A 12,792-nucleotide genomic window follows, 5' to 3' on the forward strand; every position below is an offset into this window, starting at 1 on the left:
GTGTCGGCGGTTTGGCGTACCTGTTAGCACCAAGTCGAGCTTTTGCCGGTGTTCAGCATGGACAACTCAGGAGCAAAAGACCTCCAACAATCCTCGCCTGACTATTGCTTGCAATAGGTGAGGGTTTTTGCGTCCCGGCAAGCATTCTTGAAGATCTTTTGCACTGTAGGTGAGCTGCATTATGGTGCAAGTTATTTTTCTTTGCAATCGATTGCAAAGATGCGGTGCAATAAGTTTTATTTTGGTGCAGCGAATAAAACGATCGCTTGATCTGGCCGGGCTTGTTTCAGGTGGCAGGCGAAAACGATTGCGTCACTCTTGGCTGTGGTACCTCAGGGCTTAAGCGTTGGCGTGCTCTTTGATTTGTTTTTTTACGTGAGCGGAAGTTAATATTGTCTGCAATGTGCAACGTATCCGTGTTTAGTGGGTGCTTTTTGGTGCGCTGCACAATAAATTTAGGGTTGAAATTACCTTGCTTGGATTGCTTCTTGTTAATGGCTTTTGGAAATTTTGCAAACGTTTGCAAAACGTTTCAGTTGATGACGGTTTTTGTAGACGCGGTAACTGAATCAGGTGAAACAGGTTTGGTAGCACCTTAGTCCTGGTCTATTGGCTGCTGCGACGGATGATGAGTTCGGTTTCCAACAAAAGAGCCTGACTGACCCGGGCCTCGATTTGCTGCAGCAAGGCATCGACCAAAGCCAGTCCGGCGACTGGCATGGGTTGCCGGATAGTTGTCAGTGGAGGGTGAAAATAGCGTGCCAGTTCAATGTCGTCATAGCCGACGACTGCGACATCATCGGGCACGCTCAAGCCACGTTCACGCAGTGAATTAATTGCGGTCATGGCCAGCAAATCGCTGCAGGCAAACAGGGCATCGAACGTCACCTGACGTGCACACAGTTCAGTGACAGCCAGCTTGCCACCATCTTCTACAAACGATGCTGCGATCACCAGTTCCTCACGCGCAGGCAGTCCTGCTTCGCTCAGTGCTGCACAATAGCCCTGATAACGCTGACTCACTTCCGGTAGCTGAATGTCGCCAAAAAAAGCAATCGCACGGCGTCCCTGATCCAGTAAATGACGGGTGGCGAGTTTGCCACCGTTGATATTGTCGCTGCCTACCGTTACGTACAGTTGTTTCGGCAATTGCGCCCCCCACACCACTAAGGGCACCTGACGTAATGCGAGTTCGTTGAGCTGATCATGATGACGCCATTGACCGATCAGGATAATGCCGGAGGCACGGCCTGTGTCATAGATCTGCGATACGCTATCGAGCTGCTCTGCATCGACGCGCGAAACCAGCATATCAAAACCGCGCTCAGTCAGTGCATCGGCCAGACTGCCCAGCATGCCCAGAAAAAAAGGATCGGTTAAATGTTGTCGGGTCGCACTGTCAGAAGGAATGACGACTGCGATCGTGCGACTTTGTTTTAGCCGCAGATTTTGTGCGCCAATATTGATGGAGTAATTGAGTGATTTGGCCAACTCAGCAATACGGGTTTTCGTTTCATCATTCACCAGCTTACTGCCGCTTAATGCGCGTGACACAGTGGATGTGGAAACCCCAGCCAGTCTGGCGATATCTGCCATCTGCAGGCGGCGTTGTTCCTTTTTATCGGCACGCTGTATCGTGTTGGCGGTGTCCTGGCTAGTCTTCATCTGATCTGCTTGTAGAGTGAGCGGAGTTGTAGGCGAGAGAGGCTGTTGGGCCCTAGCATAACAAATCCGTTCCGCTCTTGGTAAAGTTCCTGTTTGTCAGGCTCTTAGCTGGCGCCGAGTTCCGCAATCAGCTGCAAAATATCATTGCCATAGCTCTCCAGCTTTTTATCGCCGACGCCAGAAATAGCGCGTAAGTCCACCAGTGTTTGTGGCGCATTTCTGGCGATTTCGCGTAGCGTCGCATCGGGGAAAATCACATAGGCCGGTACATTGTGCGTACGGGCAGTTTCAACCCGCCACCAGCGCAGCTTATCGAACAGTTGCTGCTGCTCGCTGCTGAGTTCGCTTTCTGCGTAATCTTTGGCTGACTGGCGCTTATGTTTGAGCGCTTTTTCAGCTTTTTTATACTGTCTGAGTTGTATCTTTGTTTCCCCGCGCAGCACTGGTCGCGCGGCTTCGGTCAGTCTGAGCGCACTGTAGTTTTCGTAATCCACTGCGATCAGTTCCAGTGCGATCAGCTGTCGTAACAAAGCACGCCATTCCGCCTCACTTTTTTCTGAGCCTATGCCGAAAGTGGAGAGCTGATCATGACGCCATTGTTTGACACGGTCGGTATCGATGCCGCGCAAAATATCGACCACGTGACCAGCCGCAAAGCGTTGATCGACGCGGTAAATGGTGGACAGGATTTTTTGTGCAGCGACAGTGCCATCAAAGGAAACCGGCGGACTCAGGCAGGTATCGCAATTGCCGCATGGGGTCGAGGCCTGACCAAAGTAATCCAGGATATGCACGCGGCGGCAATTGATGGTTTCACATAGTGCCAGCATCGCTTCCAGCTTGACGCTTTGCACCCGTTTATAGGCTTCATTGGCATCCGATTCATCGATCATACGCCGCTGCTGCACCACATCCTGCAGACCATAGGCCATCCAGGCATTTGCCGTTGCACCATCACGACCGGCACGGCCGGTTTCCTGATAATAGCCTTCTATACTTTTAGGCAGATCCAGATGGGCAACGAAGCGTACATCCGGTTTATCAATACCCATGCCAAATGCAATCGTTGCGCACATCACGATGCCGTCTTCACGCAGGAATCTGGCCTGATTTTTACTGCGCTCTGTCAGTTCCATACCTGCATGATAGGGCAGCGCACTGATGCCGTGTTCATTCAGAAATGCGGCGGTTTCTTCGACTTTTTTGCGTGACAGGCAGTACACGATGCCAGCATCACCATTGTGCTGGGCTTCAATGAAATCGAGTAATTGTTTGCGTCCGTTGGCTTTTTCAACGATCTGATAGCGTATGTTTGGACGGTCAAACGATGAGACAAACTGCAGTGCGTTTTCCAGCTGAAGGCGATGTATGATTTCGTCGCGCGTTTGCTGATCGGCGGTCGCTGTCAGCGCAATGCGTGGTACATGGGGAAAACGTTCATGCAGGGTAGACAGGCGTATGTATTCGGGTCGGAAGTCATGTCCCCATTGCGATACACAGTGCGCCTCATCGATCGCGAACAGGGCGATGTCGAGTATTTCCAATAATTCCAGGCAGCGCTGAGTGAGTAAGCGTTCCGGCGCGATATATACCAGATCGAGATCACCTTCGCGCATTTTCTTTTCCACTTCCAGGATCTGATCGAAGCTCTGGGTAGAATTCAGAAAGGCGGCACGTACACCGACCTCCGCCAGTGCATCGACCTGATCTTGCATCAGCGCGATCAATGGAGAGACAACGATGCCTACGCCGCGCCTTATCAGGGCAGGGATTTGGTAGCACAGGGATTTACCACCGCCAGTCGGCATCAGCACCAGCGCGTCACCGCCCTGTATCACGTGGTCGACGATCTGTCCTTGCTGCGAGCGGAACGCGGGATAACCGAATACAGTCTGCAGTAAATGCAGCGCATGATCCGTGCTTTCCCCGCTATCCTGGCTATGTTGCTTGTCTTGGCCGTACTGGCTGTTGAAACTGACTGACGACACTACTTAATCAACCCACTGGATGACACCTGTGTAGGCGGTGATCAGGATCATAATGCCGAAGGCAATGCGATACCAGGCAAAGACTTTGAAGTCATGTGAACTGATATAGCGCAGCAACCAGCGTACACAAAAGAATGCGGAAATAAATGCCGCAACCGTACCCAGGCTGAACATAGGCACGTCGGCGACGGACAAATCATGGCGCGCTTTGTACAGCGAATAGACCGTAGCGCCGAGCAGGGTAGGGATCGCCAGGAAAAAAGAGAATTCAGTCGCGGCTTTACGTGACAAACCAAACAGCATGCCGCCTACGATAGTTGCACCCGAACGGCTGGTGCCCGGTATCAGTGCAAATGCCTGTGCCAGACCGATTTTGATCGCGTCAGTGATGGTCATGTCGTCGACGGAATCAATGCGCGCAACTTGCTGATCTGCAGGTTTGCGTTCCACCCACAAAATGATCAGGCCGCCGATGATGAAGGCCAGCGCAACCGGCACCGGTGCAAACAATACGGCTTTAATATGCTTTGAAAACAGTACGCCGAGTACCGCTGCCGGTAAAAATGCGATGAATAACTTCAGCGTAAAAAAACGCGCTTTTGCATCTGAGCCGAGGCCAGACAATACGCTGGCAATTTTGGCCCGGTATTCCCAGCATACGGCGAAAATGGCACCTGCCTGAATGACGATTTCAAATACTTTTTGTGTTTCGCCGGTGAAGTTAAGCAGACTGCCAGTCAGGATCAGGTGGCCGGTCGAGGAAATAGGCAGGAATTCAGTCAGACCTTCGACGATACCCATGATGATGACTTTGATGGCGAGTAATAAATCCATATGCTAAATCTGTCGTATTTGTGGTGAGGAAGTAAAAAAACCGGAGCGAAGCTTACCATGTCAGGCTAAGCGCTTGTTGAGTTTTCATAGTAAAACAGACTTGAATTCGCGCCTCATGGCAAGACTCGCAAAAAATCAATGACTGCTTTGACTAAGTCGGCGTTCTGCGCCGGACACGCGGTGTCGCAAATAAATGGCAGTTCCAGTTTTTCTTTTGTGCACAAATTTCACTGATTGGTATTGAAATTTGATGCTAACCAGTATTTTATTGAGCTATATGTTGTTCTTGCCAATACTTCCGAATCTCAGTGTAGGCGTGGTGCACGGTTGATACAACAAGCTACAGTCACCGCAACCTGCGCTGCTAATGATCTGATACCGGAGGCAAGATGACTAAGCAAGTTAGGAATTCCAAGCACACAGATGCAGATGTTGCGCCAGCAGTGAGTGCCTGCTTTGGTGAGTTTCAGCAACAAGCTGAAATTTCTGCCTCTGAAACCACGCGCATGGGTGTGTACCAGTTTCAGCTGCAACCTTTCCGTGCTGCGAAAGGGATGGTGATGGAGATTGAGCGCGAAGGGCAGCGCATTATTTCTGCGCATTTACCCGCCTCGTTTTCACGCGGAGTGATGCGCAGTGCCAGCATCCATATCCGCGGTGCTGAATATCTGTTACTGGCAGCCAGTTCTGCCAGCCGTATGCTGGCACACAGCAAGCGCTGGTTTGCCATGTTCCGCGCTGACGGCAAGAAAATCTATGCCACCAGTCTGGAACAGCATGTAGCCCGCGTGTTGCCACTTGAAGATGGCATCTCCTTGCTGTTTATGAATGGCGACTCCATGCGTATCAAACTCTGACCTGACCTACGTTCAGGGGCAGGTCGCAAATTCCAGTGCATTCAGCCACTGTATCGCCTGCTCCTTATTCTCTCCACACATCTCCGCCGAGGCCTGTAAGCCTGAACAACAGGCCGGGCGCTCAGACCGGCCAAAAATCATACACAAACCCTGTTCCGATAGCTGCACACATGCGACACCGGCTGCTTTGCCATGCGGCATGCCCGGTATCGGGCTAGAGATCGAAGGTGCGATACAGCAGGCGGCACAGCCGGGACGGCAGGAAAAAACGGGATTTTGCATGTAGTGGATGCTTGCAGGCTAAAGTCGGGGATTGCACAAAAACAGGGTTTTCTGCAATTAAAGCACAGGATTTTGCATTTCATCGCATTTCGCTGTGTTTCCTGTGATCGCTTTGGCATGATGCATCTGCATTCCGGCTTGACGCTCATACGGGGGCGGATTACATTACTGACTCAAGAGTAAGTTATTCAACATTGGTATTTCCTGCTGGCACTACTGAGCTAGTGTGGAAGTGACCGGCAGATACCGCGAGTAGTAGTGATATGTTATGTCCCTGTAAACCTAAATGGGAGCGGCGCAAAGAGGCACGCCCTCAAGAGTTATTAGCCGCTGCGCTGGATTTATTTGTCGAGCGCGGCTTTGCAGCGACACGTCTGGATGATGTGGCGAAGGCGGCTGGTGTTTCTAAGGGAACTTTGTATTTGTATTATTCCAGTAAGGAAGAATTATTCAAAGCGGTGGTGCGTAATAGCATTGTTCCGCTGATAGGTGAGGCTGAGGAGCTGATCAACCAGTTCACAGGCAATAGTGAGGAGTTATTCCGGAGTGTGATCAGAACCTGGTGGTCCAGTGTCGGTGATACCAAGTTGTCCGGACTGCCCAAGTTAATGATGGCCGAAGCGGGAAATTTTCCTGAATTGGCAAAATTTTATCAGGATGAAGTGATTACCCGTGGTGAATTGCTGGTAGCAACTATGCTCAAGCGCGGTATGGGGCGCGGTGAAATACGGCAGGTCAATTTGGAAATTGACGCCAGACTATTGATCTCACCTATCATCATGATGATGATGTGGAAACATTCTGCAGGAGTTTGCCATGTTGAACCAGAAAAAATGGGGCTTTATCTGGAACATTATATCGAGATGGCCTTGCATGGCTTGTTGATCAATAAATCTGCCTGACTTTGCAGCTGGGTTTGGCAAAGTTTGCAGAATTGAACGTGGGAAATGACCTTTGGTGTCAACGATTGCTTAAGTTTTGTCCGAATTCCGGCTGTTGATCAGCTGAAAATGACAAGGTAATCCTCAATCTGCGCATGTGCTTTGATAAAATGCGGTTTCCCTTAATTAATGCATCGAGTGAAGAAATGAATATCGAAAAAGCCCGTTTCAACATGATTGAACAACAAATCCGTCCTTGGAATGTGTTGGACAAGGACATTTTAGATATGTTGATCGTTGTGAAACGTGAAAACTACTTCCCTGACGAGCAAAAATCGCTGGCTTTTTTTGACACCGAACTGCCTTTGCCAGGCGGCGCAACCGCCATGTGTCCTCGTGTAGAAGCGCGTATCGTGCAGGAACTGGCGCTGAAAAAAAATGAATCTGTGTTGTTACTGGGTGCCGCATCCGGCTACCTGGCGGCCTTGCTGGCCCACATGACACGTCATGTTACCGTGATGGAAGCTTCTGCTGAACTCAAAGCGCTGGCAGAAAAAAATCTGGCTGACAATGGTGTACGCAATGTCAGTGTGTTGCATGCCAATGGCCTGACGACAGCGCATACCGGCACTTACGACGTGATCGTGGTTGCGGGGGGGCTGGAAGCGATGCCGGAACATTTACAGAAGCAACTGAATATCGGCGGTCGTTTGCTGGCAATCGCCGGTGCTTTGCCAGTCATGCGTGCGAATGTGGTGACCCGCGTTTCGGAATCCGGCTTCAGCAGCCGTACCGCGTTCGATACGGTGATCGCTCCGTTGTCAGGTTCTGTGCCTGCCTCACAATTTAAGTTCTGATTGAAAGCAGCGCGCATGCAACATATTACCGCTACAGAACTGGCACAGTGGCTTGCAGATACGGAAAAAGAATCACCGGTATTACTGGACGTAAGGGAACCTTGGGAATATGAGACTTGTCATATCAGCGGTGCTCAGCTGATGCCTATGCAGACCGTACCGGTGCGCGCTAATGAGCTCGATCCGGACGCAGTGATTGTCTGCATTTGCCATCACGGTGGGCGCAGTATGCAGGTGGCCAGTTTTCTGGAGCGTCAGGGATACAGCCAGGTCATAAATCTGACTGGTGGTGTGCATGCGTGGGCGGCGCAGGTTGATCCTGCTATGCCAACTTATTAGAGCTGACGAAACCGGCTTGATGTACTGAAGAGAGCCCGCAGCTTGTCGCTGGCTAACTTCAGCAGCAATAAGCCCGTAATACGTGAGTCCTGCTTATTAAACTATTTTTTCACTCGGAGCGTTTGATGCGTAATCCTATCTTGGCGGCTTTGCTTGCCAGTGCTTTTTTTAGTCTGAATGCAGGTGCGACTGACTTATTGCAGGTCTATAAAGATGCACTTGCCAATGATGCTCAGTTTGCCAGCGCGCGTTCTTCGCTGACAGCTGGCCAGGAAAAAGCGGTGCAGGGCCGTGCGGGTTTGTTGCCTACGATAGGATTGTCCGGTAGTGACACCCGCTCGCGTGTGACGTCGCAGTCTGATTTGCCGGTGCCGGATCGCAGTTTTACCACGAGTAGTAATTCCTGGACGCTGGGACTGACTCAGCCTTTGTTCCGCTGGGGTAACTGGGAACAGTATGAGCAAAGTAAATTATCCGTTGTCGCCAGCGAGGCACAGTTTGCGCAGTCGCGTCAGGACCTGATCGTACGCGTGGGCCAGGCTTACTTTGATGTGTTGGCCGCTCAGGATACGCTGGCGACATTAAAGGCACAAAAAATTGCGACTGGTGAGCAACTTGCATCGGCTAAGCGTAATTTTGAGGTAGGTACTTCTACCATTACAGATACGCACGAAGCACAGGCACGCTTTGATTTGATCACTGCTCAGGAGTTTGCGGCGCAAAGCGATCTGCAGGTAAAGCGATCTGCATTGCAGCAGATCATCGGCAAAGAAGCGGGTGATCTCGCAACACTGAAATCGGGCGTCAAGCTCAGCGCACCACAACCAAATGGCATCAATGAATGGGTCAGCACTGCAGAGAAGCAAAATTACAGTGTGGTGGCCAGCGAAGTCAACGTTGAAATTGCAAAGCGCAGCATTGCATTGAACCGTGCTGGTCATTACCCTACGCTGGATTTGGTCGCGAGTACCGGCCGTTCCTCAACGGGCGGTAGTCCTGTCAGCAATGGTGTGACTAAGCCGACCACTATAGGATTGCAATGGTCAGTGCCGATTTTTGCCGGATTTGCTATCGACAGTAAAGTCAAGGAAGCGATCGCGCTCGAAGATAAAGCGCGCAATGATCTGGAAGTCGCTCGCCGTGCCGCTGCACTGGGTGCGCGTCAGGCTTATACCGGGGTCACCAGTGGTCTGGCACAGGTCAAGGCTTATGAGGCTGCAGAAATTTCCAGTCAATCTGCACTGGATTCTAACAAACTCGGTTATCAGGTGGGGGTGCGTATCAATATCGACGTGCTGAATGCACAGCAGCAGTTATACACGACACGCCAGACACTCGCGAAAGCCCGTTATGACACGATATTGAATGGACTGCGTCTGAAATCGGCAGCCGGTATTCTGAAAGAAGACGATCTGCTGGAAATCAATGCTTTATTGCAGAACTGATTTTAGCAAGCTCCTCAATACAAAACCGCGCCCTCTTTGGGGCGCGTTTTTTTTATCCCTGTGGTTTGAGTCAGGGTAACGACAGTGGCTAACTACACGGCGTAAAACAAATTTCTGAAATCCTCAGCCGCAATCCTGTATAGCCAGAACGCAGCATCATTGCTGGCAATCTGGCGCAATAAATGCGCAGGTGAAAAGCCTGTCAGCTCGACAAATTCTTTATGCATATGCGCCTGATCATAGTAGCCAAATTGCTGTGCAATCTGGGTCAGGTCGCCACGTTGTGTTGGATGGCTCAATAAATGTAGCAGACAGAATCCATAGCGCGATAATTTGCGCATATCGCGCAGATTCAGGCCAAACGTATCCTGCACTCTGCGCTCGAGCTGACGCTGGCCTATGTCAAAAAAACTGGCCAGTTCCAGCAGCGGTAAGAACATTTTTTGATGTGATCGTAAAAAACGCTCTCCCAAACCTTTGCCGTTTTTGTAGTCGAGTATCTCCAGCAGCAATTCCTGAAACAAGGCTGCTTGCACAGCGATTTGGTTTTGTTCGTCAATACGCGCAAGAAAACGCTGCACTCTTCCGGCATCAAATGCGGCCTCCATCTCGACACTGTTACCTGCAAGTCTGACTGGAGACAGACTGCATGCCTGTGGCAGCATGCCCGGACGGAAGCACATCGAGATCGTGACCGTTCCCGGTGCGTATCGTGTGTGCAAGGGTGTCATAAACGGTCCGAGCAGCAAGAAACGTGGTGAAGGCTGATAACTGTGGTCGGGCATGCGTACCAGAGCCGTACCGCGCAGTGTCAGCATAATCGATGGGCTGGGCGTGGCAGGAATATACGCATCGCAGCCGTCGAGTTCGCAGACTAATACATGCATCAGCAGGTGCTGTAATTGTGGCAGAGGTGGGAAAGTCTGGTATCTCATGTGGTCAGTTTCGGATAGCTGAAACAAACGAAATGGGTGAGGTTCAACGCAGCATGGGTCAATATCGCCATTTCTATGCGTCCGGTACGAAGATATATCCATCCATAGCCTATACCTGCCAGCGTAGCGACCAGCACATACAGCCATCCTCCCCCTGCGTGGAGCATGCCGAATATGCTGGCAATGATCACGATGCTGACTGCACCCGGATAGGTGACGGGCAGTTGCTGTGACAGTTTTTGCTGAAGAAAGCCACGAAAAAAAGCTTCTTCTGCAACGCAGGTCAACACTAAGTTGACTGCCAAAAAAATCACGATGTCTGGTGTCCATTTGAGGTCCCAGCGTATCAGTTGCAGTATGCAGGCCAATGTCATTACCGCTGCAATGGCGCCTATACTGAGTAGCAGACTGCGCCTCGCATCGGTCAGGAATTGCGCGCAGCTTGTCACACGTGGACTCAGATAAGACAACAACAGGAAACCGGCATAACCTTTATCAAAATTCGCATACAGGGTAAAAGGCAGACTGTCTGGCGCGTAGCGTACAGCTGAAATTAACTGCAGATTGTGGAAGCCAGGCAGCAAGTGACTTGCCATTCCCAACACTAGTAGCGCACTGCCCAGGCAACTGAGTGCACGCCAGCCCGCTGCTAACTGCGCTTGTGCGGACAAATGAATGAGAAGCCAGCATAGCAGGCAAATCACTAAGCCCGGCCAGTCCAGTAAGCCAGTACTCATTGCGGCAGCCAGACTGCAAGTGGCCACGATGCGGGCGGGTTGCCAGCGCCAGGTCGGATGTGGTGGCAGCCAGCTCAGCGCAATAGCACCAAACAATAGCAGATACGGCAAATAGAGCAGATTCATCGTCAATTCTGATCAGGTCCGGCCTGATTTCTTCATTGGATTAGCACGCAGCTAGTCTGTCTCTGCTTTTGGCAGACCCGAGGCGCAGATGAGTTGCTGCAACTGCAGAGGATTGCCTGCGCTGATCACCGCTAAGTGGCGTGTGATCATCTCTGCTGACCAGTTCCACCAGGCGAGCTGTTCCAGCATTTCGATCTGTTCTTGTGGGAAGCGCAGGCGAATTAATTTTGCAGGATTGCCGCCGACTATGCTGTATGCAGGGACGTCCTGTACTACCACGGAGCGGCTGGAAATAATGGCACCATTACCAACGCGAACACCAGGCATAATCAGACTGTCATAGCCTATCCAGACATCATTGCCGATGACCGTGTCACCTTTGTAGGGTAGCCCCGCTTGCTGCAAGGAGGCTGATTCCCAGCCATTGCCAAATATCGCAAATGGATAGGTGGACACGCCACCCATAGGATGGTTGGCACCGTTCATGATGAACTTGACGCCACGTGCAATGGCACAGAATTTACCGATAATCAGCTTGTCGCCGATGAAAGGAAAATGGTAAAGCACGTTCCGTTCAAAGTCGCGCGCATTTTCCGGATCATCATAATAGCTGTATTCGCCAACTTCGATGTTGGGGTTGTCAATGGTATTGCGGATAAAACAGACTTGCGGAAAACCCGGCAGCGGATGCGGCTGACTTGGGTCAGGACCATGTGTATGCATAACTCATTCTTATTTGTATCCACACCTGGGAAAGTTGTGGATTTTATTTTCAAGCCGCTTCCGTTATTCAGCTCAGCCAGGACCGCGTGGATAAAGCCAGGAAATGCCCAGTCAGCAAAATAAACGCAAAGGGCAGCAAGCCATAGAAAACGGATAGCAGGAAGCGCCAGGTGATCCAGATTTTTTCTGAAATGATCGCTTGCATTGTCCAGATGCAACCGCTATACACCAATGCGACTGTCAACAGGAAAAGCATAAATAAAAACTGATCGGGACGGTAGGGCGCTGACACAGCACTGATACTGCACCAGATAATCCAGGCGGGAACAGCAACCAGAATCAGACGCTGAAGTGCTTCCAGAAAAGCCAGTGTACGCATGGGCAGTCTCACTTATGTCAGGGACTCGGTGGAATTGGGCATTCGCGATGGCGATTCAGCGATGTTCCAGAGGCTGAAATACGCAGATCAGCGCTGCCGGGATGCATCCCTAAGTCCTATGGTTAAAGCAATTTAACTTTTTTGTTGTAGATGATCAATTAAACTGTGTAGACCACGTGTCATTGCTTCCACGGAAGTTTGCATATCCCATTGATCATCGCCGACTTTAACAATATTTGAGACCGAACGCAATTCCAGAAATGCTTGTTGTTCTTTTTTGCAAACATGAAAAAATGCAGCACCTTCCATGTTTTCCAGATCTGCTTCTGTGGTGTCGATAAAGTCCGCCATTGCGGCATTGACTGAAATCCCACGTGCCAGACGCATAGGGAAACCGGGAGGGAGGTAGGGGCACCGTAAGACGTGACGTCGTTCAAACTCCATATCAATTGGGAGATGTGCCATATGCACAAAGCCATCAGGAGTAAAGAAGCCGAGATCTGCCTCGACTTCGCTACCAACCAGGGCGACCTCGCCCAGAGCGAAATCGCGACCAGGAAAAACACCTGCGATGCCCGCCAGGATCAGCATGTCAGGCCGGTCCTGATAGATAGCCTTGAGTGTGGCATAGGCGGTTGCGGTCAGTCCTACGCCGGAAATGCTGGTTTTGACGCCATCCCTCTGAAACAGGCTGGCTTCGGTCGCTGTGGGGAAGAGAACTTGAATTTTCATACTATGTATTTG

Annotated in this window: 15 protein-coding genes; 5 read left to right on the forward strand and 10 right to left on the reverse strand. The window is 50.9% G+C overall.

The genetic code is table 11. The annotated features are described in order from the left end of the window. Nucleotides 1–286: 286 nt before the first annotated feature. The 4 genes from H8K47_RS11390 to H8K47_RS11405 form a co-directional block, all read right to left on the reverse strand. The gene (locus tag H8K47_RS11390; RefSeq protein WP_186881535.1) at nucleotides 287–526 is read right to left on the reverse strand and encodes a hypothetical protein; all 240 of its coding nucleotides are present in this window, start codon (nucleotides 524–526) and stop codon (nucleotides 287–289) included. Nucleotides 527–606: 80 nt separating this feature from the next. Continuing rightward, complete coding sequence (locus H8K47_RS11395; RefSeq protein WP_230410195.1) at nucleotides 607–1,665, reverse strand: LacI family DNA-binding transcriptional regulator; 1,059 nt, start codon at nucleotides 1,663–1,665, stop codon at nucleotides 607–609. Nucleotides 1,666–1,769: 104 nt separating this feature from the next. After that, on the reverse strand, nucleotides 1,770–3,572 hold the full coding sequence (recQ, locus tag H8K47_RS11400; protein ID WP_222612787.1) for a DNA helicase RecQ: 1,803 nt from the start codon (nucleotides 3,570–3,572) through the stop codon (nucleotides 1,770–1,772). A gap of 84 nt (nucleotides 3,573–3,656) precedes the next feature. Further along, complete coding sequence (locus H8K47_RS11405; protein ID WP_186881537.1) at nucleotides 3,657–4,487, reverse strand: undecaprenyl-diphosphate phosphatase; 831 nt, start codon at nucleotides 4,485–4,487, stop codon at nucleotides 3,657–3,659. Nucleotides 4,488–4,876: 389 nt separating this feature from the next. Between H8K47_RS11405 and H8K47_RS11410 the strand changes: the two genes are divergently transcribed. Then, nucleotides 4,877–5,344 (forward strand): hypothetical protein, encoded by a 468-nt coding sequence (locus H8K47_RS11410; RefSeq protein ID WP_186881538.1) that lies wholly within the window; start codon nucleotides 4,877–4,879, stop codon nucleotides 5,342–5,344. A gap of 12 nt (nucleotides 5,345–5,356) precedes the next feature. Here the strand turns inward: H8K47_RS11410 and H8K47_RS11415 are convergent, their stop codons facing one another. Further along, a complete protein-coding gene (locus H8K47_RS11415; protein ID WP_186881539.1) occupies nucleotides 5,357–5,626 on the reverse strand; it encodes a YkgJ family cysteine cluster protein in 270 nt (89 codons plus the stop codon). A gap of 263 nt (nucleotides 5,627–5,889) precedes the next feature. Here H8K47_RS11415 and H8K47_RS11420 point away from each other — a divergent pair, with 263 nt between their 5' ends. From H8K47_RS11420 to H8K47_RS11435, 4 genes are all read left to right on the forward strand, one after another. Then, on the forward strand, nucleotides 5,890–6,528 hold the full coding sequence (locus H8K47_RS11420) for a TetR/AcrR family transcriptional regulator (protein WP_186881540.1): 639 nt from the start codon (nucleotides 5,890–5,892) through the stop codon (nucleotides 6,526–6,528). 185 nt (nucleotides 6,529–6,713) lie between these two features. Beyond that, complete coding sequence (locus H8K47_RS11425) at nucleotides 6,714–7,364, forward strand: protein-L-isoaspartate O-methyltransferase family protein (protein ID WP_186881637.1); 651 nt, start codon at nucleotides 6,714–6,716, stop codon at nucleotides 7,362–7,364. 15 nt (nucleotides 7,365–7,379) lie between these two features. Continuing rightward, nucleotides 7,380–7,703 (forward strand): rhodanese-like domain-containing protein, encoded by a 324-nt coding sequence (locus tag H8K47_RS11430; protein WP_186881541.1) that lies wholly within the window; start codon nucleotides 7,380–7,382, stop codon nucleotides 7,701–7,703. Nucleotides 7,704–7,828: 125 nt separating this feature from the next. Further along, nucleotides 7,829–9,148 (forward strand): TolC family outer membrane protein, encoded by a 1,320-nt coding sequence (locus H8K47_RS11435; RefSeq protein ID WP_186881542.1) that lies wholly within the window; start codon nucleotides 7,829–7,831, stop codon nucleotides 9,146–9,148. A 92-nt stretch (nucleotides 9,149–9,240) separates the two neighbouring features. Here H8K47_RS11435 and H8K47_RS11440 read toward each other — a convergent pair whose 3' ends face one another. The 5 genes from H8K47_RS11440 to H8K47_RS11460 form a co-directional block, all read right to left on the reverse strand. After that, nucleotides 9,241–10,083, reverse strand: coding sequence for an AraC family transcriptional regulator (locus H8K47_RS11440; protein ID WP_186881543.1), 843 nt, complete (start codon nucleotides 10,081–10,083; stop codon nucleotides 9,241–9,243). After that, nucleotides 10,080–10,946, reverse strand: coding sequence for a CPBP family intramembrane glutamic endopeptidase (locus tag H8K47_RS11445; protein WP_186881544.1), 867 nt, complete (start codon nucleotides 10,944–10,946; stop codon nucleotides 10,080–10,082). Before H8K47_RS11445 ends, H8K47_RS11440 begins: the two co-directional genes overlap by 4 nt. Nucleotides 10,947–10,997: 51 nt before the next feature. Next, nucleotides 10,998–11,669 carry a Vat family streptogramin A O-acetyltransferase gene (locus tag H8K47_RS11450; protein ID WP_186881545.1) on the reverse strand — a complete coding sequence of 224 codons (672 nt, stop codon included), beginning with the start codon at nucleotides 11,667–11,669 and terminating at the stop codon, nucleotides 10,998–11,000. 67 nt (nucleotides 11,670–11,736) lie between these two features. Beyond that, entirely contained in the window at nucleotides 11,737–12,048 is a 312-nt protein-coding gene (locus tag H8K47_RS11455; RefSeq protein WP_186881546.1) for a hypothetical protein, read from the reverse strand. Nucleotides 12,049–12,180: 132 nt separating this feature from the next. Then, complete coding sequence (locus tag H8K47_RS11460; RefSeq protein ID WP_186881547.1) at nucleotides 12,181–12,780, reverse strand: phosphorylase family protein; 600 nt, start codon at nucleotides 12,778–12,780, stop codon at nucleotides 12,181–12,183. Nucleotides 12,781–12,792 lie beyond the last annotated feature (12 nt).

It is taken from the genome of Cognatundibacterium rugosum (assembly GCF_014284365.1).
GTDB classification, from domain to species: Bacteria; Pseudomonadota; Gammaproteobacteria; order Burkholderiales; family Burkholderiaceae_D; genus Undibacterium; species Undibacterium rugosum.